The following is a 19,674-nucleotide window of genomic DNA, read 5'->3' on the forward strand; positions in this document are numbered from 1 at the left end:
CTTTGCCTGGATCCCGGCTTTCTAGGCTTCCTGCGGGTCCGCCACGGACGCATTCGCGGACATGATCTCGGCACTGATCATCCAGGCGAGCTGCTCCAAACGGGCGATGAACGCGTGGAGCAGGTCCGCCGTCGTGGGGTCTTCTTCATCTACTTCGTCGTGGACATCACGCATGGTCTGGACCGTCCGCTCCAGACGGTCCGTGATCAGCTTCACGGCGTCCTTGGTTTTGGTCAATCCCGCGGGGAATTGCTCCAGCCTGGTTGAGGTAGCGACGGTGCTGCTCCGGCCGTCGGGAAGGGCATGGAGCGCCCGCATCCTTTCGGCGGTTTCGTCGGCGAACTCCCGGGCGGCCGCGACGAGTTCGTCAAGTTGCAGATGCAGATCCCGGAAATTTGCGCCAACGATGTTCCAATGGGCCTGTTTTCCTTGGAGCTGGAGTTCAATCAGATCCGTCAGGACCAGCTGGAGATTATCTGCCAGAGTTTGCGATGCCTTCACGTTTTCTCCTCCTAGACGACCATCCGATGCGTGCGCTGGAACCGGCACACGCCCTTCCATTCACCCTATGACGATATCCAAAAATTTTCATAAGTGTACTTAGTACTTGATTTGATAAGGGTGCTTAGTAGTACCATGGAGGAAGTCGATGCCGGTCCCTCCGGATGAAAACCCCGAAAATCGGGGCGGCATCCGCTATAGAAAGACCTTGCACGGGGCCTGGGGGCCTGGCGGGGAACCACGGTTCGCAAGCGAACCGATAACCGAATACATCGCAAGGGACCCGGGCGCTTGCCGGCGGTCCCGCTGAAGTAAGGAATGTGTCATTGTGAACACTCTTCTGATCATTGCAGGCGTTGTGGCAATCGTTCTTCTGCTCGTCGGCGGATTCTCGCAGGCCGTGAGCTGGCTCCTCTGGGTCGGCGTTGTCCTCCTGATCGTCGCGGCCATCGGCTGGCTCCTTAGCTTTATGTCCGGCCGCCGGTCACACGGCGTTTGACCGACAACGGCAGTTAGGGCGCCTGGCCCCTTCCGGCCAGGCCCCACATGACTTGGCGAAATGAAGTAATCCATTTACCAGCAAAAGGAGTACCTCCATGGGTGCAGATGACAAGATCCAGAACGCCGGAGAAAAGCTTGCAGGCAAGTCCAAAGAAGCGGCTGGAAAGCTGACGGGCAACGAGAAGCTCGAAGCCGAAGGCAAGATGGATCAGAGCAAGAGCGACCTGAAGTCGGCCGGCGAAAAGGTCAAGGACGCTTTCAAGAAGGACTAAATCAGCCCGAAGTGCGGCTTCTGCCTCGCGCGGGAGCCGCACTTCCCGGTTCAAGGAGTTAGGTCGATGCCGACTGTCTCTGACCCCATTGTTCCCGACGGCGCGCCTCGCCCCCGAGCGGAACGAATAAAGTGCGGCGTGCTGCAATTCGGCGGCGAATTCATCCATTGCGGCGAACCCATGCAGATTTCGGGAACCGGATTCCACAGCGTGTATGCGCCAATGTCCACTGAGGACCCCGCTGTCGATCTGCTCGATGTGTACCTGGCCACAAAGGTGTTGCAGTGCCGCTGCGGGTTCCGGATGGAGCTGCCGTCTTAGCCAGGATCCTGACCCAAAGAGGAACGCATGCCGAACAAGAAGAATCCCAGCCTCAAGGATCCGGAACTCTACGAAAGCCTCCGGGAGGATGGCGCCTCGAAGGAAAAGGCCGCCAGAATCTCGAATGCCGCCGCCAAGGAGGGCCGCAAGGAAATCGGCCATCGTGGTGGCATCTCGGGTGACTATGAGGACTGGACCGTGCCCCAATTGAGGTCCCGGGCCAAGGAACTGGGGCTCACAGGGTACTCAAGCAAGAAGAAATCCGAGCTGATCTCGGCGTTGCGAAACCACTAGGCTCTCCGAAGGACATGTCCGTTTTTCGCCGAGCGCACGACGGCGGCGCGTCAGGCTTTCTTGACCCTCGCCCTCGGCTTGCTGGCCGCCTTGGCGGTGGCGCCGTCGTCGGACTCTTCGGTGGACGAGGCGGCGGACGACCCGCTGGCCTCTTTGCCGCGCTTCTTCTCGAGGCTCCGCTTGAGGGCTTCCATGAGGTCGATGACCTCGCCGCCTTCCCCTTCGCTGGCTGCTACACCGAACGTCTCCTCGGTGTCGATGGAGTCTCCCTTTTCGAGCTTGGCCGCGATCAGTTGGCGCAATTGAACCTGGTAGTTGTCGGTGTATTGCTCGGGCTCGAAGTCGCGCGCCATGGAGTCCACCAGGGCCGAGGACATCTCGAGCTCCTTGTCCGAGATCTTGACGTCGGTTTCCAACGACGGGAAGTTGGCTTCGCGGACCTCGTCGTCCCAGAGCAGGGATTGCAGCATCAGCACGTCGCCACGTACCCGCAGCGCACCCAGCCTGGTCTTCTGCCTGAGGGCGTACTGCACAATGGCCACGCGCTCAGTATCCTGCAGTGTGCGCAGAAGCAGCATGTAGGCCTTGGGCGACTTGGAATCCGGCTCGAGGTAGTAGGGCCGCTCATACATGATGGGATCCAACTGCTCGGCCGGAACGAACTCCACCACTTCGATTTCGCGGCTGTTCTCCGCGGGCAGCGACTTCAAATCGGCCGCGGACAGCACCACGGTACGGCCTTCCTCTTCGTAGGCCTTGTCGATATCCTCGTAATCCACAACAGAGGCGCAGATTTCGCACTTCCGCTGGTAACGGATGCGGCCTCCGTCCTTGTTGTGGACCTGATGGAGACTGACATCGTGGTCCTCGGTGGCGCTGTAGAGCTTGACGGGTACGTTGACCAGCCCGAACGCGATAGAACCCTTCCATATGGCCCTCATGCACTAAGTGAACATCACAACAAGGCGGAGGTGAAGAGGTGGCAATCAGCCAGAAGGAACGCGTGAACGTCGAAGGCCACGAACTGACGCTCACCAACCTGGGCAAAATCATCTACCCTGAGACTGGCACCACCAAGGCCGAAGTGCTCGAATACTATGCCGCCGTAGCCCCGTTCCTGATCCCGGCTGCCGCCAACCGGCCCGCCACCCGGAAGCGTTGGGTGCACGGAGTAGGGACCACATCGGATCCCGGACAGATGTTCTTCCAGAAGAACCTGGACGATTCGACGCCGTCGTGGGTTCCCCGGGTCACCATCCAGCACAGGGACCACAGCAACGTCTACCCGCTCGTCAATAACCTCGCTACGCTCACCTGGCTGGCCCAGATTGCGGCCTTGGAAATCCACGTGCCGCAATGGCAAGTGGACGCCGACGGAACCATGCTGCCGCCGGACCGCCTTGTCCTGGACCTCGATCCGGGTCCCGGTACCGGCCTTCCCGAATGCGTGGAAGTCGCCAAGCTGGCGCGAAGCATCCTGGAGGACATCGGCCTCGATCCGGTCCCTGTGACGAGCGGCAGCAAGGGGATCCATCTCTACGCCGGGCTGGATGGCACCCGCAAATGGGAGCAGGTCTCCGCGTTCGCGCACGAGTTGGCGCGCTCGCTCGAGGCTGACCATCCGGACCTCGTGGTCAGCGACATGAAGAAGACCTTGCGCGGCGGCAAGGTGCTGGTGGACTGGAGCCAGAACAGCGGGAACAAGACCACCATCGTCCCGTACTCCCTACGCGGTCGTGCCCACCCGATGGTCGCTGCACCGAGGACGTGGCATGAACTCGCCTCCCCCAAACTCGAGCATCTGGACTTCACGGCCGTCATGAAGCGCGTCAAAGAGGGAAAGGACCCCTTCGCCGCGGTGGCGGCCGGGCGGTCGGGGCATGCGCCCGAGCGCGGGGGCACCGGCGGCGGGGGCACCACCGTCGGGAGCACCGCCGTCGGGAGCACCGCGGTAAGCCCGCGGCTGGCCAGCTACGTGGAGAAGCGCAACCCGCAGCGGACGCCCGAACCATTTCCCGCCGTCGAGCACCAACCCGGTTCGCGCCCGCTCCAGGCGGACGCGGAACCCAATCCGCCCGGCGGAATCTTTGTCATCCAGGAGCACCATGCCCGCCGTTTCCACCTGGACTTCCGGCTGGAGCACAACGGAGTCCTTGCGTCCTGGGCATTGCCGCGGGGCGTGCCGGACACTCCGGACAAGAACCATCTCGCGGTGCGGACTGAGGACCACCCGATGGAGTATGCGGAATTCGCGGGCATCATTCCGAAGGGCGAATACGGGGCCGGGACAGTCAGCATCTGGGACAGCGGCAAGTTCGAGTGCGAAAAATGGCGTGACGGCAAGGAAGTCATCGCCACCCTCACAGGCAAGCCCGGCGGCGGATTGCACGGCACCCGGCGCTTTGCGCTCATCCACACCGGGGAGTCGCCGTCTCAGTGGCTGATCCACCTGATGAAGGACAAAACGGGCCACCGGACGGTGCTGTTGCCCGACGCCCAGCCACAACCGAACGGGACCCCCAGCTACGCGCCCATGCTCGCAACATCCGGAGCCCCCGCCGATGTCTCCTCCGGCGACTGGTTGTTTGAGCTCAAATGGGACGGATTCCGGGCCATTGTTTCAGGTTCGGGCGGCAAGATCAGGTTGACCAGCCGCTCCGGGATCGACATGACTCCCACCTATCCCGAACTGGCGGATCCGCGCTACTGGCCTGACCACGACTTCGTGGCAGACGGCGAAATCGTCGCACTCAGCAAGGACGGCCGGCCCAGCTTCGAGTTGCTCCAGAAGCGGATGAACCTCTTCAAACCCGGCGACGTCGAACGCGCCCGGGCCGCAGTCCCCGTGCAGCTCATGGTGTTCGATCTCCTGTACGACGCCGGATCCCAAGGCAGCGCCGACCTCGCCTCCCTGCCGCTCAGCGAGCGCCGGGACAGGCTGGCGGCCTTCAGTGCCAAGCTGCCGGCCCAGGGCTCCCCTATCCATGTATCCGAGATCCTCGAACATGACCTCGACGACATCCTGGCGAGCGCCAGCGAGCTTGGCTTGGAGGGGGTCATGGCCAAGCGCGCGGATAGCCGGTACCAACCGGGACGGCGCAGCAGGTCCTGGATCAAACTCAAGTTGGAACGCACGCAGGAAGTGGTGGTGGGTGGCTGGCGGCCCGGCGCCGGGGCGAGGCTCGGAACCATCGGGGCGTTATTGGTGGGGATTCCCGACGGCGACAAGTTGCGCTACGCCGGCCGGGTAGGCACCGGGTTCAAGGACTGGCAGCTGCGCGACATCCTGAAGCGCATGCAGGGGCTCGACCGCCCGGACTCCCCCTTCCGCGACATCCCCGCCGAGGACGCCGCCACCGCGCACTGGGTTTCCCCCGAGCTCGTGGGAGAGGTGACGTTCGGCGACTGGACCGGCACGGAGAGGATGCGCCATCCCGTCTGGCGCGGCTGGCGCCCCGACAAGTCTCCGGCCGACGTCGAGCGCGCCTAGCTCAGCCCCCACGCGCGCACGCCCGCGCACGCCCCGCACGCCCGCGCACGTAGCTCAGCCCAACTGACTCGCAGTTAATGTCGTTATGAGGGCTCATAACGACTGTGAGGATTGGAGTGGCTGGTCTGGGACTGGCTGGCAGAGTAGGTGCTGGCCGTTCCGCCCTGCGGTCGTGACTCACATAACGGCTGGCCCCGTCGGGGTGCCATTTTAGTGACTTGTCCGTCCGCGGGGTGGGCGGCCGGTACCTGCCCGGCCCACCTCGGTGACTTGATCAGAAGGTTGCCCGCCCTGTTTGACGGGGCGTGGCTCGTCACAGTGCTGTTCCGAAGTGACCTCTACCCGGACTGGTACCGGCCGTTTGCGGCCCTGACCATATCCGCGAAATAGAGGAAAGTGCCGGAACCGCTATGACTATCGTTGCGCATTCCCACCCGTTTGTCGTCGGCGTCGACACCCACGCCAAAAACCATGTCTACGCCATCATCACCGCTACCGGGGAACTGCTCCAGACCCGGGATTTCCCGACCACCAGCGCCGGCATCAACCGGGCCATCGCCTGGGTCGCGCGCCGCACCGGCGCCGATCTGGGGACCCTGTGGGTGATCGAGGGCGCCGCGTCCTATGGCGCCCTGCTCGCCGGTGCCGTCGGCGCCGCCGGCTACCAGGTCGCCGAAGCCGCCCGGATGGACGCCCGCACCCACCGCGGAGTCGGCAAGTCCGATGTGTTGGACGCGCACCGGATCGCCGCGGCCGTCCTGCCCCTCCGGGAGCAGCAGCTGCGCCGCCCGCGGCTGAACGAAGGGATCCGTGCAGCCTTGCGGGTCCTGGTCACCGCGCGGGAGTCCATGACCACCGAGCGCACACGGTCCGTGAACGCACTGACCGCGCTCCTGAGGGTGAACGATCTGGGCCTGGACGCCCGCAAACCCCTGACCGGAACCCAGATCGCCGAGGTCTCCCGTTGGCGGGCCCGCGAAGAACCGCTGGCATTGTCCGTTGCCCGCTCCGAAGCGGTCCGGCTGGCCAGACACATCAGCGAACTCGACGCGGACATCAAAACCAACGGCTCCCGGATCACCGAACTGGTCGAAATCAGCGAAGCCGCGCCCCTGCTGCAGGAAACCGGATTCGGTCCCGTCACCGCCGCAATCTGCCTGACCGCGTGGTCCCATCAGGGCCGGGTCCGTTCCGAGGCCGCCTTCGCTTCCCTGGCCGGGGTCAGCCCGATCCCGGCCTCCTCCGGGAACACCGTCCGGCACCGGCTCAACCGCGGCGGCGACAGAACCCTGAACAAAGCCCTGCACATGATCGCCCTCAGCAGGATGACCTTCGACACCGAGACCATCGGATACGTCCAGAAACGACAAGCCGAAGGACGGACCAAAAGGGAGATCCGCCGGTGCGTGAAACGCTATCTCGCCCGACGGATCTACCGAACACTCAACAACACAAACCCAACACCCAGCCACGCTTGACGAACCATAGAAGGGTCATTAAGTGCGAGCTAGTTGGGCTGAGGAGGGCGAATATTCCTAAGAGGAGTGCGGCAGCTGGGGACGGCTGGTGCGGTGGACCGCGGTGACCGCCGCCTGTTGGCCGACGCGGCCGTGGCTGGCGCCGCGATCCTTGGGGTGCCTGATCTTGCCGCTACCATCCGGCCAGGCCTGTCCTTGGGTCGAGCCGAGGGCCATGGCCACAGTTGCAGGGGCCGGCATGGGCTCCTTATCCATGGACTCGACCAAGTGGCTGGCCACCTCGGAGTTGATTTGTTGCTCAACGTGCTTCGCAGCCATTGTTCTTCCTTTCTGCATTGAAACGAAGGGATTTTCCATATTAGGTGGGAGCGGTCCGCTTGTCTGCAGGATCTACCAGCGGACTTTCTTCTCGGACTTGGCCAGCTTGCCACTCGCTTGAGTGGGCTTGTGTCCTTTTCCGGTGCTTTGCCAGCTGTTCGCTGCCCCGCCACGGGATTTGCTGGCCAGCATCTCCTTCTGCGCGTCAGTCAGTTTGGATCGGACACCGGCAGCCGGGGCGTCGGTTTCCTGCGCTACTGGTTCCTGCCCGGCTTCGGTTTCGGGTGTATTCGGTGTCATGCAGTGGACTCCTTTGAAGCTCTTGATTTGCCGGAGGAGGTATCGGGACGCGACGTCCGCTGCGAGACCCTGGGTCTAACAAAAGCAACAGAAACGGCACGGAGGCGAAGCCTCAACAGGCGTGGATTTTTGTCGGTTCAAACTCAGCGGTGCCGGTAAACGTCGTCAGTGCCTTGCGGGCATCTGCGACGAACCGGGATCGGCTGGTCTATTCAAAAATCAGTGTTCCCATGCACCCACCCTAGACACTCCTCGCCGTGTTTGTGAACCCCGGCTTTTTGTCGAGGCTGTTTCACGCATGGCCTCCGCCTTCGCTCTCGGCTAGCATGGCCCGGAGAGCACCCCTCGGTACCCCGAAAGACTCTCCCATGTCAGCACCCGCGTTCCAGCCTTCCCATTCCGCCGTCACAGCCCGGCTCCGTTCTGCCGGTTGTGTCTTCGCCGAAGACGAGGCCCGGCTCCTCATCGCCGCGGCGCACACCCCCGAGGATCTTGAGCGGTTGCTCGGACAACGCGCCTCAGGATTGCCCCTTGAATACCTCTTGGGGTGGGCTGAGTTCTGCGGCCAACACATCACGGTGGAACCTGGCGTCTTCGTCCCCCGCCGCCGCACCGAGCACCTCGTCCAGGAGGCGGCCCGCCTCGCCCGGCCGGGCGCCGTCGTCGTCGATCTCTGCTGTGGTTCGGGTGCCGTGGGTGCCGCCTTGGTTGCCGCAGTGGGCGGCATTGAGCTTCACGCGGCCGACGTCGACCCCGCGGCGGTCCGCTGCGCCCGCCGAAACATCGGGCTGGCGGGCGGCCAAGTGCATGAAGGCGACCTCTTTTCGGCCCTGCCGGACACTCTTCGCGGCAGGGTGGACGTCCTGGTGGCCAACGCCCCGTACGTCCCTACGGACTCGATCGGGATGATGCCGCCGGAGGCCCGGCTGCATGAACCGCGGGTGGCGCTCGACGGCGGCTCGGATGGTTTGGATGTGCAGCGCCGGATCGCCAGAGAGGCTCCGTCGTGGCTGGCTCCCGGGGGCCGGCTGCTGATCGAAACGAGCATCTGGCAGGCCCCGACGACGGCTGCCTTGTTCGGGGACGCCGGGCTGTCCGCCCTTGTCGTCCATTCCGAAGAATTCGATGCCACGGTGGTGCTCGGGAAACTACGGGAAACCCACCGGAAATGATCAGCAAACTGTGCGTTTCGGGCCCCTGAACCAAACAATTTGGTAACGCACGCCCGGAGCGCGCCAAAATCCGCGTGATTCCGGGGCTGTAGGGGGCAAATGGATGTCAGACATTTGCCCCGAAAAGGGGGTGGAATAGCCCTGAAATTCGGACTCCGACTCTCGGTTCCGGCGATTCTCGCGTAAAATTGACACCCTGCCCAGAGCGGAGCAGCTGTATGTCGCAAGCAAATGATCTCCCTAGGAGAAACACAAATGCCCACAGACCGAAGCATTACCGACTCTTCAGCAGGCGCTAGGAACGCCGCTGCAACGAGCAAGACCGCGCCACGCGGTGCCTCAAAATTGAAACTTCCAACACGCCGTCGACTCAAGGTATCCGACGTCAACGTCGTTGACCAGCCCATGCTGAAAAAAGCACTCGGCGGCACGATCGTCGGCAACACCATGGAATGGTACGACGTCGGCGTGTTCGGCTACCTCATCACCACGATGGGGCCGGTCTTCCTGCCCGAGGCCGATAAGTCCGTGCAGACCCTGTTCCTTCTGGGAACATTCGCCGCAACCTTCGTGGCACGGCCACTCGGCGGCGTGATCTTCGGCTGGCTCGGTGACAAGGTGGGCCGCCAGAAGGTGCTCGCCACAACACTCTTGCTGATGGCTGCCAGCACCTTCGCCGTCGGACTCCTGCCTGGATACGCACAAATCGGCATCTGGGCGGCTGTGCTGCTCGTCCTCCTGAAACTTGTCCAGGGTTTCTCGACCGGCGGCGAATACGCCGGCGCCACGACGTTCGTGAGCGAATATGCTCCGGACAAGCGCCGCGGTTTCTTCGCGAGCTTCCTGGATATGGGCTCCTACATCGGCTTCGCCCTTGGTGCGGCCCTCGTGTCGATCCTGCAGCTCACCATCGGCCAGTCGGCCATGGAGGACTGGGGCTGGCGGCTGCCGTTCCTCCTGGCTGGTCCCCTCGGCGTCATTGCGGTGTATTTCCGTAGCAAGATCGAAGAATCACCCCAGTTCCAAGCCACTTTGGATGCCCAGGAAGCCCTCGCCGCCGACGCCGCAGCAGGCGACGCCGCGGTAGCCAAGGGCCCCATCGGCATCGTGAAGGCTTACTGGCGCCAGATCATCCTCGCTATGATCCTTGCCGCCGCCGCCAACACCGTGGGCTACATGCTGACTTCCTACATGCCCACGTACCTGACCGAGTCCAAGGGCTACGACCCCGTTCACGGCACGCTGCTGACCATCCCCGTGTTGGTCATCATGGCTGTCTGCATCCCGCTGACGGGCAAGCTCTCCGACCGGATCGGCCGCCGGCCCGTACTGTGGATCGGCGCCATTAGCACGGTCGTATTCGCCGTTCCGGCCTTCCTGCTGATCGGCATCGGCGATATCTGGTCCACGCTTGCCGGCCTGGCCCTGATCGCCTTCCCGGTCACGTTCTACGTAGCCAACCTCGCTTCCGCGCTGCCGGCACTGTTCCCAACCTCGAGCCGCTACGGAGGAATGGGCATCGCCTACAACTTCTCCGTTGCGATCTTCGGCGGCACCACGCCGTTCATTGTCGCCGCGTTGATCCAGGGCACCGGCAACGACATGATGCCTGCGTATTACCTCATGGGAACGTCCGTTGTTGGCGCAATCGCCATATACTTCCTGCGCGAATCCGCGCAGCGTCCGCTCCCGGGCTCCATGCCGAGTGTGGACACCCCGGCCGAGGCTCGCGAGTTGGTGGCCACCCAGGACACCAACCCGTTGATCGACCTGGACGAAATGCCGTTCGACGACGGCACCCTCGTAGCAACGGAGCCGGACCGGGACCCCGTCCCGGCCTAGGCACACAGCGGGCGCGGGCTGCGGGCGGCCCGCGTCAGCAGAGCAAGGCTGGTTATTCGTAGCGGCGCTACAAATAACCAGCCTTGCCGTCGTTTAAGCCTTGTCGCTTAGGCCTTACGGTCGGCCTTCTGCTCCTGAATCCGCTTTGCCTGCGCCTGGATCTTCGGGCCGTAGCCGCCGTTCAGCGCGGTGTCCCTGATGTGGGTGGCTTTCGCGACCCGGTCGCCGTCCGCAGCATCCTTGAGCGCTTTCAAGTCCGTCTGCAGGGCTGCTGGAAGCTTTGCGGCCAGCTTCGGGCGATTGTCCAGGATGAAGGTGGCGATCTTCGCGGCGCGCTGACCGTAACCCGGCTTGCTGCTGTCGCCGTTGACGAAGAACCGCAGGCCGGCCGCGAGCGGGTGGCGCCCTAGAGCCGTCTTGGCCGCCGTCGCCGCGGGCTGGGAGGTGGCTGCCGCCGTCGTACTCGTGCCGTTTGAGGTGGCCGCGTTGGCGGCGATCACGCCGCCGCCCAGCAGGAGGCCGGCTGCCAGGACGCCGACGACGGCGGTGCGGGCCCTGGTGCGCTTGCGGCCTTCAGCGGGGGTACTGGAGTTCGGGGTGCTGTTGTTCATGGTCCGTGTCCTTTGTTCCGGCCGGCGGTCGATCCTCCGGCGCTCTTCACCACACTCTGGTCCCGCCGCGTGAACTGATTGTTCGGCCAATGTTCGAGGAATGTAAAACCGTCGCCACCGGCTGACAACGACGCTCCAAGGGCTCCGTCCGTGCTGTTGAATGGACGCATGGAAGACAGCCGCGGATTGGTGCTGATTGCCGAGGATGAACAGGCGATTGCCGATATCCAGCGCCTCTATCTGGGCCGCGCGGGGTTCGGCGTACACGTTGAGCGGGACGGGATTTCGGCGCTGGCACAGATCAAACGGCTCAAACCGGTCGCGGTGATCCTCGACGTCGGGCTGCCCGGCATGGACGGAATCGAGCTCTGCAGGCAATTGAGGCAGGCAGAGGACTGGACGCCCGTGCTGTTCGTCACGGCCCGCGATGAGGAAGTGGACCGCGTCCTTGGCCTGGAATTGGGCGCGGACGACTATCTCACCAAGCCGTTTTCGCCTTCCGAACTGGTCGCCCGGGTGAAGGCCGTCCTGCGCCGGACTGAAGGATCCCCGCGTCCCAAACCACTGGTCTTGGGCCGCGTCGAACTGGATCCGCTGAACCGGACCGCACGCGCCGGCACCGAGGAACTCACGCTGACCGCCACTGAATTCGACCTCCTCGCATACCTCATGGCCCAGCCTGGCCGGGTCTTTTCCCGTGAGCAGCTCCTGTCCGCCGTGTGGGGGCAGGCCAGTTACGCCGCCGGACGGACCGTGGATGTGCACATCGCGCAGCTCCGTGCCAAGCTCGGCGAGCACTCCCCCATCGCGACAAGCCGCGGGGTCGGCTATTCCGCCGCAGCTTCCCAATCGTCCGGCCCCCGCCCCTCTGCCGGGGGAGCCACGTGAGGCGCTGGTTCGGCACACTGGCCGGTCGCACGACGGCGGTGATCGCCGCCGTCGCGACTGTCGCCGTCGTACTTGCCGGCCTTTTGGCCGCGCAACTGGTCAACGCCACGGCCGTGGACGAAGCCAAGAAGTACCTCGCGGTTGAGGCCGATTCCCTCAGCAAGCAGTCAAGCATTGGAAGCCTGCAGGACCTTCGCGCGGATCTGCTCACGCACGGCGCGAGGCTAGCGCAAATCAGCACCGACGGTCGCGTGACAGGCGGCGGGGCAAGGCTGGTGGATGCCAGGACAGTGGCGGATGTCCTCGCGGGAAAGTCGGTCTCGACGTCGGTGAACGGTCCGCAGAACACCGTGGTCCTCGAGGCCCGGCCCTTGGCGGCCGGCGGTGGCGTTGTTCTGGCTCAGCCCGTGTCCGAGATCCGCGCCGCCGCCGCTCCCCTGTTGAGCCGAATGCTGATCGCCCTCGCGGTCTGCCTCGTGTTCGCCATCGTGGCGGGCGGCCTGTTGGCCCAATGGTTGAGCCGGCCCTTGGTGCGAACGGCACATTCGGCCCATCGGCTCGCGGCCGGTGAACGATCCGTGGCTGTGGCGCCAGGCGGCCCGGCCGAAGTGGTGGAGGTTTCGCAAGCGCTGGCGGCCCTCGACGCCGCGCTCCGGACCAGCGAGGGGCGCCAACGCGAGTTCCTGCTTTCCATTTCGCATGAAATCCGGACACCCCTGACCGCGCTGCGGGGCTACGCCGAGGCGCTTGCCGATGGCGTGGTCAGCGGAAACGACGTGGTCGGGGTCGGGCGGACCCTCGTGGCCGAAACCAACCGCCTGGACCGTTTTGTCCGCGATCTACTGGAATTGGCTCGGCTCGAGTCCGACGATTTCCGCGTGGAACTGCAGCCCGTGGACGCATCCTTGATCCTGCGCGAGAGTTGGCAGGCCTGGCAAGCGGTATGCGTCCAGAACGGGGTCGCGGGACGGCTCGAACTGCCTCTTGGGCCCTTGCCGGTCCGCAGCGATGGCCAGCGGCTGCGCCAAGTGGTGGACGGCTTGCTGGAGAACGCCCTGCGCGTGACACCGGAAGGGGCTCCCGTTGTGCTCGCCGCCTACCTTTCCGGCAGCGGGCTCACCGTTGAAGTGCGCGACGGCGGACCTGGCCTCACGGAGGCGGATGCCGCCGTCGCGTTTGAACGCGGTGCGCTCTTTGCCAGATACAGCGGAGAACGGCCTGTTGGAAGCGGACTGGGTTTGTCCATCGCCGCAAGGATCGTGCAGCGGATGGGTGGCCGCATCAGCGTGCGCGCTGCGCCTGAGGGCGGCGCGGCATTTGTGGTGGAGTTGCCCGGCATTCCCGTGGACTCCCGGCAAACGTAGACTCTGCGCATGGCTGATGTTCCGGTGGGTTCGCTGCACCACGTAGAAATTTGGGTGCCTCACGTCGGCCGGGCGCAGGAAGAGTGGGGCTGGCTGCTGGCCGAACTGGGCTACGAACAATTCCAGGAGTGGCCCGATGGCTGCAGTTGGAAACTCGGAGGCACGTACATCGTGATTGAACAGTCCACGGCGCTCACGGGAAGCACGCACCGCAGGACGGAGCCCGGGCTCAACCACCTCGCCTTCCATGCCGGCACCAGGGAGAACGTGGACCGGCTCAGGGAGCTCGGCGCGGATTCCGGTTGGTACGAGATGTTCGAGAGCAAATATCCGCACGCCGGCGGGCCCGACCACTACGCTGCCTATCTGGTGAATACCGACGGCTACGAGGTTGAGCTGGTTGCGGGATAGGGGTCGACGATCTGCAGATTTCAGGGTCTTTCGGCTGGCATGTGATCTTCGACCTAATACTGTCGTAGGTCCCTGAAATGCTTTGGTTATGGCCGGGAACCGGGGAACACAGCTGATGGGGACGGGCGCGCCGTCCGGCGATGCGGTTCCGGAGGCTGCTGTTCTGCGCGTCCGCGTGCCAGAGCTGATCAATGCCGTGAAATCGCTTCGGCCAGGCGCCGGCGGCACCGAACTGATCAGCCAGTTGCGTGCCCTGGAGGATCTCAAGTCCGCGGCCGCAGCCGCGCAGGCCCGAATCGCCGTCGCCTTCGATGCCGCCCAACGCAGCGCCGACGCCGCGGCGGGTGTACCGGCCGAGGAACAGGGACGCGGCGTCGGAGCGCAGATCGCGTTGGCCCGACGGGAATCACCGGCCCGCGGATCCAGGCTCCACGGACTCGCCAAAGCCCTCGTGAGCGAAATGCCGCACACCCTCGCCGCCCTCGACACCGGGCAGTTGAACGAGTGGCGGGCAACCCTGCTCGTGAAGGAAACAGCCTGCCTGAGTGCCGAAGACCGCTGCGCCGTGGACGAGGAACTCGCCGCCGACACCGGGACCTTCGACGGCGCCGGGGACAAGGCCATCATCGCCGCGGCCAAGACCGCGGCCTACCGCCGGGACCCCCGCTCCGTCACCCAGCGCGCCAGCCACGCCGCCACCGAACGGCACGTCAGCCTCCGCCCGGCACCGGACACCATGACCTATCTGACCGCCCTGCTTCCCGTTGCCCAGGGCGTCGCGGTGCATGCGGCCCTGTCCCGGCAGGCCGACACCCTCCGCTCTTCCGGGGAGACCCGGTCCCGGGGCCAGATCATGGCCGACACCCTCGTCGAACGCACCACCGGCACCCCCGCAGGCATCAGCGGCGTGGAAGTCCAGCTCGTCATGACCGACCGCACCCTGCAACCACACCAAGGAACTCCCCGGCTGGACAGTACAAACCAAGACAACACAAACACGCCCCGGGACACGGCATGTCCTGGACATCCGCGCCCCAACGGGACATACCTACCGATCCACAGCCCCGCCCCTGCCAGGCTTCCACCTGTCCGCTGCCAGCCGGCTGACCAGCAATTCACCCGGCGCGGACCCACCCGCCACGGCGGAACACTACTTCGGGGAGCTGTACTATCGGAGCCCGCAACGACAGTCAGCCTAGGATCCCGGGTCCTGGAGCCGGGCCTTCAGTGCCGCCGTGTCCACGCCCAGCTTATTGAGCAGGACGGCGGCCGGATCGGGTTCGTGCCGTTCCAGCAGCGCGAGCAAGAGGTGCCGGGTGGTGATCCTGCGGGCCTTCTCCCGGGTGGTCAATACCAAGGAGTCTTGAATGACTGAGCGGGCGGCCGACGTGAAGGTGGTTCGGCTGCTTCCCTTGGGCGCATCCAGCGGGCCGAAGTCCCCCAACGTGATGCCCACGGCTTCCAGCGCCTGCTGGTCGAGGGCATCGAGCTGGGCGCGGGCCGACTCCAGGTCCGTCTCCAAAGTCCGGCAGCTCTCGGGGTCGTGGAGCAATCCCAGCAGTAAATGGTCCGTGCCAATTCTGCGGTCTCCGCGGCCTTTGGCTTCCTCGGCGCCGGCATGGACAGCGGTCCTGGCTTCGCCGGCAAATCGTTCAAACATGGCAGCCTCACTTTCCGTATTTGGCGTGGACCGACTGCTTGGAGACGCCCAAAGCATCGCCGATTTGCTCCCAGGACCAGCCCTGCTGCCGCGCAATGGCCACGTTGGTGGCCTCGACTTTTTCGGCCAAGCGATGCAGGGCACCCACCGCGCGGAGGCCGATTGCCGGGTCCGTCGCAGGGATGTGGGAAGTCAGCTCATCACCATTCATGCTGTCAGTTTGAACTGACAGCATGAACGGTGTCAATACAGACTGACAGAATTCCCTTGGGTGAGGATTGATCTGACACGCCGCCGCATAGCGATCCTCGGCCAACGGCTCAGGCCCACCAAGCCCTCGCATTCCAGGATGCCCCGGAGTCCGTCCTCCAACATCTCCGGATCCAGTTCCTCGAAACCCAGCCTGCGATAGTAGGGCGCATTCCACGGAACATCGCGGAAAGTGGTCAGGGTAAGCCACTCCAAGCCTTCGGCGTGTGCCCACTTTTCGGCGACGTCCAGCAGCTCGCTCCCGAGGCCTCGCCGCGCATGCGATGGGTGGACACTCAACTGCTCCACGTGCGCATTTCCGTCGAGGTGTTGAAGCAGGAGATAGGCCACGGGTACGTCTGATGCGTCGGCAAACACCAAAACACCGCCGCGCGCCTGGTAGAGAGCTAGCTCCGTGACGGTCAACGGCTCGTCGTCTGCGATGGCGTCCATTCCGCAAGAACGGAATATCTCCCCGGCGGCGAATTCGATTCCGCGAAGCCATTCCAATTCGTCCGCGCGGGCCGCCCTGATCATGCGGCGGCACCGTGGCAGGCAAGGTATTCGTTGCGCTGTTCGATGAGGTTTTGCAGGTATCGCCCCAGGAAAGCTTTCTCCGCAAGCCTGCCCGCGACGCCGAAGGGCGCCGCGAACTCGACGCGATCGATCATGAGTGTGCCGCCGTCGTCGGGAAGGAACTCGTGCACGTGCCGGAAGAAACGGAAGGGACCCCGCACTTGCTCGTCCGTAAACGAATCCGGAAAGCGCAACCGGGTGATCCGGCTACTCATCCGCAGGGGCACCGCGAAATGCCAAGCCTGCCAGGTGACCTCGTCGCCTTCCGAGAGCAGCCCGGACACGACGCCGGCAACAGCACGTTCCCGGGACTTGGCCATGGAGCCGACGTGCGCGTCGACATTGCGGGCGAGGTCGAAGAGCTCCCCGGGCTCCATTCCGATATGCGTACGGCATGTGAACGACACAGTCATGCTTCGATCCTGCCACCGTTTCGAAACACCCGTCGACCCAACTGACTCGCAGTTGTTGTCGTTATGAGGCGCCAAAACGACAACAACTGCGAGTCAGTTGGGTGGGGACGCACAGAGAAACGTTGTGACCCAGCTAATGGCGCGGATCTTGGGGTGCTGATAACTTCCCAATTGATCGGCTGAATTGATTGGTGGTGTCCCGTTGCGATCAATCTTGGCCCATGCACGCGCCCTTCATAGGATCCCGCCGGCAAGCGACGATCACCTTGCTGCCGTCCGCGTCGCACTGAGCGTCGCCGTCCCGGCACTTGTGCTTCTCGCGGTTGGCCGTGCAGACCTCATCATCTACGCCGTGTTCGGCGCCCTGACCGGCATGTACGGCCGTGCTGAGTCGCATCAACTGCGGCTCAAGCACCAGGCCCAGGCCGCGGCGGTACTCCTAGCCGGCGTCTCGGTGGGCACGTTCTTGTCCGTCTCACATATCCATTCATGGGGATTGGTGGTGATCGAGGCGCTCCTGGCGGGTGTGGGTTCGCTGTTCTCGGACAAGGTACGGCTCAAGCCCAATGGCCCGTTCTTCGGAATCCTGGCCCTGGGCGCATGTGCTTCCGTTCCCGCGCACATCCCGTTCCTTGCTGCGGTCCTGATCTGCGCGGCATCGGCAGCGTTCTCGATAGTGGTGGGTTTTATCGGGTGGCTTCGGTACCGGGTGTGGGAGAGCGGCGCAGTGCGGGACATTCCGGTGTCCTCGGCGCAGCTGCGCCGGGCAGCCGGACTGCACGCGGCCCGGTATGTGCTTGCCGTTGGCGCGGCCGGTGCTTGCGGAGTGCTCACGGGCAGCGGACACCCTCACTGGGCCATGGCTGCGGCAGCCGTTCCGCTGGCCGGAGCCGATATGCCCAGCCGCCTGCACCGCGGCATCCACCGCATCGTGGGGACGTTCCTCGGATTGGCGATTGTCGCCGTCGTACTCTTTCCGGGACCACTGTCTCCGCTGCAGTATTTCCCCGGGCAAACCACCATCATCCTGGCCCTGCTGGTGATCGGCTTCCAGTTCCCCACCGAGTTGTTCATGGCTCGGCACTACGGCTGGGCCATGGTCTTCTTCACCCCGGTCATCTTGCTCATGACCCAGTTGGCGGCGCCCGCGGATCCTGGCGTGCTCGTCCTGGAGCGCGGGGTGGAGACGTTCGTGGGAGCCGTGATCGGGATTGCGGTGGCGGTGCTGGTCCAGGCGCCCCGGTTTACTTCGCGGGCCCGGGTTGCTTCGCGGCGAGGCGAGGCGGACCCGACGTAAGCTTCGCCGGCAGGAAGCGCATGACTGCGGTGATCGCTTTGTAGCGCTTCGTCGGGATGGATACCCCTTTGCCCTTGGCGTTGTCTTCCAAGCCTTCCCGGACAACGCGCTCAGCCTTCAGCCACAAAAAACGCGGAGCCACCGACTTGTCCATGCCCATCCGATCGTGGAATTCCGTGTGGGTGAAGCCCGGGCACACCGCGGTAACCTTCACACCGCTGTCCGCGTACGCAGTGTTCGCCCAACGGCTGAAGCTGACCTGCCAAGCCTTGGCTGCCGAATAGCTACCCCGGTTCGCGAACGCCGCAACGCTGGCGACGTTGATGATCCGGCCCGACTTTCGCGCCAACATGACCTCCAACGCCGCGTGGCACAGCTCCATCGGCGTCTGGACATGCAGCCGCAAATGCCGCTTTTCGTCTTCCACATCGTTCTTCTCGAAAGAGTTCAGCAGCCCGATTCCGGCATTGTTGACCAGCACGTCCACGGGCCGCGAAGCGTCCCGCAGCCTGGTCACGGCAGCTGCAACCCCGACGTCGGAGGTCAAGTCTGCGGGCAGGACCTCCACCGAGATACTGAAGTCCCGTTCAAGCACCTCCGCGCTTGCCCGCAGCCGGCTTTCATCGCGGGCCACGAGGACGAGGTGGTGGCCGGATTCGGCCAGCTGGCGGGCGAATTGAGCGCCGAGTCCGGCAGTAGCCCCGGTGACCAAGGCGGTGAGTTCGTTGGCACGAGTTGTCATGCGCCCAGACTAGCCCGTTGACTCTCGTGTGTTCCCGGCGCACGCGGTAGAGTGCCTCAAAAGTGCGCCTTTCGAGTTTCTGGAGGGGCCGCGGCGCGCCAAACCGGGGGAACAGACAATGGATGAGGCTCAGGGCAGGATCGAATTCCGCGAAATCGACGAGCACGGTCATTCGTTGGAGCATCACGTAGAGTCCCCTGAAGCGGCTCGGAGAGTTGCGGTGAATCCGTTCATCATCGGGCTGTGGGTGCTGGAGCTGGCGCTCGTCATTGCGATCATGGTGATCATCAATGAGGCTATGGCCCCGTTCATCCCCAGTCCGGGAAATTCGATGCCGTTCGCGTACGTCCTGATGAACATGACCCCACAGCTTCTCCAGGCCGCCGCTCTGATTCTGGCGACACTGCTGTTCTGGCACGCCTGGCAATGGCAGAAAAGGAAGGCATCGAGGTAGGCGCCTGCATTGCGACTGAGGCGGTCCCCCGGGTATTGGGCTATGAGGGCAAGGAAACGGGTGTGATCGCGTCGTGTTCGTCCCAAAGTTTCGCCCCCGAGGCAGTCACGGCCCGGACGGCCATGGCGCTGATGAGCTCTCCTGTATGGCGCTGGTCGTTTTCGGTGACGACATACGTGAAGACCAGCTCAATTTCCCCTCCGGGCGGCACCGGGCCGAAGGTCAAGATGGAGGGACCGCTCGCGTACTTCAGATCCTCCATGCCCGCGTTGGTAAACGATCGCAAGACGAGAGTGACATTGGTGAGCTTTTCGCCTGAATCATTGATGATCCAGGCGGAATAGATCAAGGTGTCGTGCGGAGCCGCGCTTGCCTTGTCTGCATAATGAACCAGCCGCACTCCGGTGGCGTGAAGCAGGCACGTCGGGAAGGTTCCCTGAACAGAGGCATCCAATGGATGCCTCTGTTCAGGCGGACTATTTGAGATCTGCGACACCAAACCCTCCGTCAGAAAAGTGTG

General features: G+C 64.1%; 24 protein-coding genes and 1 pseudogene. 14 read left to right on the forward strand and 11 right to left on the reverse strand.

Annotation, left to right across the window (positions count from 1 at the left end):
• Positions 1-21: 21 nt before the first annotated feature.
• The gene (locus ACSVHC_RS09965) at positions 22-501 is read right to left on the reverse strand and encodes a Dps family protein (protein ID WP_437772120.1); all 480 of its coding nucleotides are present in this window, start codon (positions 499-501) and stop codon (positions 22-24) included.
• Between the two features lie 328 nt (positions 502-829).
• Here ACSVHC_RS09965 and ACSVHC_RS09970 point away from each other — a divergent pair, with 328 nt between their 5' ends.
• The 4 genes from ACSVHC_RS09970 (at position 830) to ACSVHC_RS09985 (ending at position 1,889) form a co-directional block, all read left to right on the forward strand.
• Positions 830-1,000, forward strand: coding sequence for a DUF2207 domain-containing protein (locus ACSVHC_RS09970; protein ID WP_139359614.1), 171 nt, complete (start codon positions 830-832; stop codon positions 998-1,000).
• 97 nt (positions 1,001-1,097) lie between these two features.
• Positions 1,098-1,274 carry a CsbD family protein gene (locus ACSVHC_RS09975; RefSeq protein ID WP_234754057.1) on the forward strand — a complete coding sequence of 59 codons (177 nt, stop codon included), beginning with the start codon at positions 1,098-1,100 and terminating at the stop codon, positions 1,272-1,274.
• A 138-nt stretch (positions 1,275-1,412) separates the two neighbouring features.
• Positions 1,413-1,595 (forward strand): hypothetical protein, encoded by a 183-nt coding sequence (locus tag ACSVHC_RS09980; RefSeq protein ID WP_439180913.1) that lies wholly within the window; start codon positions 1,413-1,415, stop codon positions 1,593-1,595.
• Positions 1,596-1,622: 27 nt separating this feature from the next.
• On the forward strand, positions 1,623-1,889 hold the full coding sequence (locus tag ACSVHC_RS09985) for a DUF7218 family protein (protein ID WP_439180914.1): 267 nt from the start codon (positions 1,623-1,625) through the stop codon (positions 1,887-1,889).
• 50 nt (positions 1,890-1,939) lie between these two features.
• On the opposite strand, the gene ku is transcribed toward ACSVHC_RS09985, so the two are convergent.
• Positions 1,940-2,830 carry a non-homologous end joining protein Ku gene (gene ku, locus ACSVHC_RS09990; RefSeq protein WP_437772117.1) on the reverse strand — a complete coding sequence of 297 codons (891 nt, stop codon included), beginning with the start codon at positions 2,828-2,830 and terminating at the stop codon, positions 1,940-1,942.
• A 38-nt stretch (positions 2,831-2,868) separates the two neighbouring features.
• Between ku and ACSVHC_RS09995 the strand changes: the two genes are divergently transcribed.
• Both ACSVHC_RS09995 and ACSVHC_RS10000 read left to right on the forward strand, forming a co-directional pair.
• A complete protein-coding gene (locus ACSVHC_RS09995) occupies positions 2,869-5,379 on the forward strand; it encodes an ATP-dependent DNA ligase (RefSeq protein WP_437772116.1) in 2,511 nt (836 codons plus the stop codon).
• Between the two features lie 410 nt (positions 5,380-5,789).
• Positions 5,790-6,857, forward strand: a complete 1,068-nt coding sequence (locus tag ACSVHC_RS10000) for an IS110 family RNA-guided transposase (protein ID WP_437770106.1) — start codon at positions 5,790-5,792, stop codon at positions 6,855-6,857.
• A 57-nt stretch (positions 6,858-6,914) separates the two neighbouring features.
• Here ACSVHC_RS10000 and ACSVHC_RS10005 read toward each other — a convergent pair whose 3' ends face one another.
• Positions 6,915-7,175, reverse strand: coding sequence for a hypothetical protein (locus ACSVHC_RS10005; RefSeq protein ID WP_437772115.1), 261 nt, complete (start codon positions 7,173-7,175; stop codon positions 6,915-6,917).
• 72 nt (positions 7,176-7,247) lie between these two features.
• Positions 7,248-7,475 carry a hypothetical protein gene (locus ACSVHC_RS10010; RefSeq protein ID WP_437772114.1) on the reverse strand — a complete coding sequence of 76 codons (228 nt, stop codon included), beginning with the start codon at positions 7,473-7,475 and terminating at the stop codon, positions 7,248-7,250.
• A gap of 368 nt (positions 7,476-7,843) precedes the next feature.
• Between ACSVHC_RS10010 and ACSVHC_RS10015 the strand changes: the two genes are divergently transcribed.
• Complete coding sequence (locus ACSVHC_RS10015) at positions 7,844-8,647, forward strand: putative protein N(5)-glutamine methyltransferase (protein WP_437772113.1); 804 nt, start codon at positions 7,844-7,846, stop codon at positions 8,645-8,647.
• Positions 8,648-8,902: 255 nt separating this feature from the next.
• Positions 8,903-10,489 (forward strand): MFS transporter, encoded by a 1,587-nt coding sequence (locus ACSVHC_RS10020; RefSeq protein ID WP_437772112.1) that lies wholly within the window; start codon positions 8,903-8,905, stop codon positions 10,487-10,489.
• A gap of 107 nt (positions 10,490-10,596) precedes the next feature.
• Here the strand turns inward: ACSVHC_RS10020 and ACSVHC_RS10025 are convergent, their stop codons facing one another.
• On the reverse strand, positions 10,597-11,100 hold the full coding sequence (locus ACSVHC_RS10025) for a hypothetical protein (RefSeq protein ID WP_437772111.1): 504 nt from the start codon (positions 11,098-11,100) through the stop codon (positions 10,597-10,599).
• Between the two features lie 168 nt (positions 11,101-11,268).
• On the opposite strand from ACSVHC_RS10025, the gene ACSVHC_RS10030 reads away from it, so the two are divergent.
• The 4 genes from ACSVHC_RS10030 (at position 11,269) to ACSVHC_RS10045 (ending at position 15,138) form a co-directional block, all read left to right on the forward strand.
• Positions 11,269-11,988: a response regulator transcription factor gene (locus ACSVHC_RS10030; RefSeq protein WP_437772110.1), complete on the forward strand. Its 720-nt coding sequence runs from the start codon at positions 11,269-11,271 to the stop codon at positions 11,986-11,988.
• Positions 11,985-13,352, forward strand: a complete 1,368-nt coding sequence (locus ACSVHC_RS10035) for a sensor histidine kinase (protein ID WP_437772109.1) — start codon at positions 11,985-11,987, stop codon at positions 13,350-13,352. The genes ACSVHC_RS10030 and ACSVHC_RS10035 overlap by 4 nt, the downstream gene beginning before the upstream one ends.
• A gap of 9 nt (positions 13,353-13,361) precedes the next feature.
• A complete protein-coding gene (locus ACSVHC_RS10040) occupies positions 13,362-13,763 on the forward strand; it encodes a VOC family protein (protein WP_437772108.1) in 402 nt (133 codons plus the stop codon).
• An 88-nt stretch (positions 13,764-13,851) separates the two neighbouring features.
• Entirely contained in the window at positions 13,852-15,138 is a 1,287-nt protein-coding gene (locus tag ACSVHC_RS10045; protein ID WP_437772107.1) for a DUF222 domain-containing protein, read from the forward strand.
• Here ACSVHC_RS10045 and ACSVHC_RS10050 read toward each other — a convergent pair.
• From ACSVHC_RS10050 to ACSVHC_RS10065, 4 genes and pseudogenes are all read right to left on the reverse strand, one after another.
• Positions 15,025-15,480, reverse strand: a pseudogene (locus tag ACSVHC_RS10050) (Clp protease N-terminal domain-containing protein); the annotation flags it as partial. The gene ACSVHC_RS10045 and the pseudogene ACSVHC_RS10050 overlap by 114 nt on opposite strands.
• Complete coding sequence (locus ACSVHC_RS10055; RefSeq protein WP_345447984.1) at positions 15,431-15,634, reverse strand: hypothetical protein; 204 nt, start codon at positions 15,632-15,634, stop codon at positions 15,431-15,433. The pseudogene ACSVHC_RS10050 and the gene ACSVHC_RS10055, both read right to left, overlap by 50 nt.
• A gap of 32 nt (positions 15,635-15,666) precedes the next feature.
• Positions 15,667-16,209: a GNAT family N-acetyltransferase gene (locus tag ACSVHC_RS10060; protein WP_437772106.1), complete on the reverse strand. Its 543-nt coding sequence runs from the start codon at positions 16,207-16,209 to the stop codon at positions 15,667-15,669.
• A complete protein-coding gene (locus ACSVHC_RS10065) occupies positions 16,206-16,661 on the reverse strand; it encodes an SRPBCC family protein (protein ID WP_437772105.1) in 456 nt (151 codons plus the stop codon). The genes ACSVHC_RS10060 and ACSVHC_RS10065 overlap by 4 nt, the downstream gene beginning before the upstream one ends.
• Before the next feature lie 214 nt (positions 16,662-16,875).
• Between ACSVHC_RS10065 and ACSVHC_RS10070 the strand changes: the two genes are divergently transcribed.
• Positions 16,876-17,958 (forward strand): FUSC family protein, encoded by a 1,083-nt coding sequence (locus tag ACSVHC_RS10070; RefSeq protein WP_437772104.1) that lies wholly within the window; start codon positions 16,876-16,878, stop codon positions 17,956-17,958.
• Here ACSVHC_RS10070 and ACSVHC_RS10075 read toward each other — a convergent pair.
• Positions 17,906-18,700, reverse strand: coding sequence for an SDR family NAD(P)-dependent oxidoreductase (locus ACSVHC_RS10075; protein WP_437772103.1), 795 nt, complete (start codon positions 18,698-18,700; stop codon positions 17,906-17,908). The genes ACSVHC_RS10070 and ACSVHC_RS10075 overlap by 53 nt on opposite strands.
• A 118-nt stretch (positions 18,701-18,818) precedes the next feature.
• On the opposite strand from ACSVHC_RS10075, the gene ACSVHC_RS10080 reads away from it, so the two are divergent.
• The gene (locus tag ACSVHC_RS10080) at positions 18,819-19,154 is read left to right on the forward strand and encodes a hypothetical protein (protein WP_437772102.1); all 336 of its coding nucleotides are present in this window, start codon (positions 18,819-18,821) and stop codon (positions 19,152-19,154) included.
• Positions 19,155-19,194: 40 nt separating this feature from the next.
• Here ACSVHC_RS10080 and ACSVHC_RS10085 read toward each other — a convergent pair whose 3' ends face one another.
• Positions 19,195-19,650: a hypothetical protein gene (locus tag ACSVHC_RS10085; RefSeq protein WP_437772101.1), complete on the reverse strand. Its 456-nt coding sequence runs from the start codon at positions 19,648-19,650 to the stop codon at positions 19,195-19,197.
• Positions 19,651-19,674: the final 24 nt, after the last annotated feature.

This window comes from Arthrobacter sp. KNU-44 (assembly GCF_051843155.1).
GTDB lineage: Bacteria > Actinomycetota > Actinomycetes > Actinomycetales > Micrococcaceae > Arthrobacter.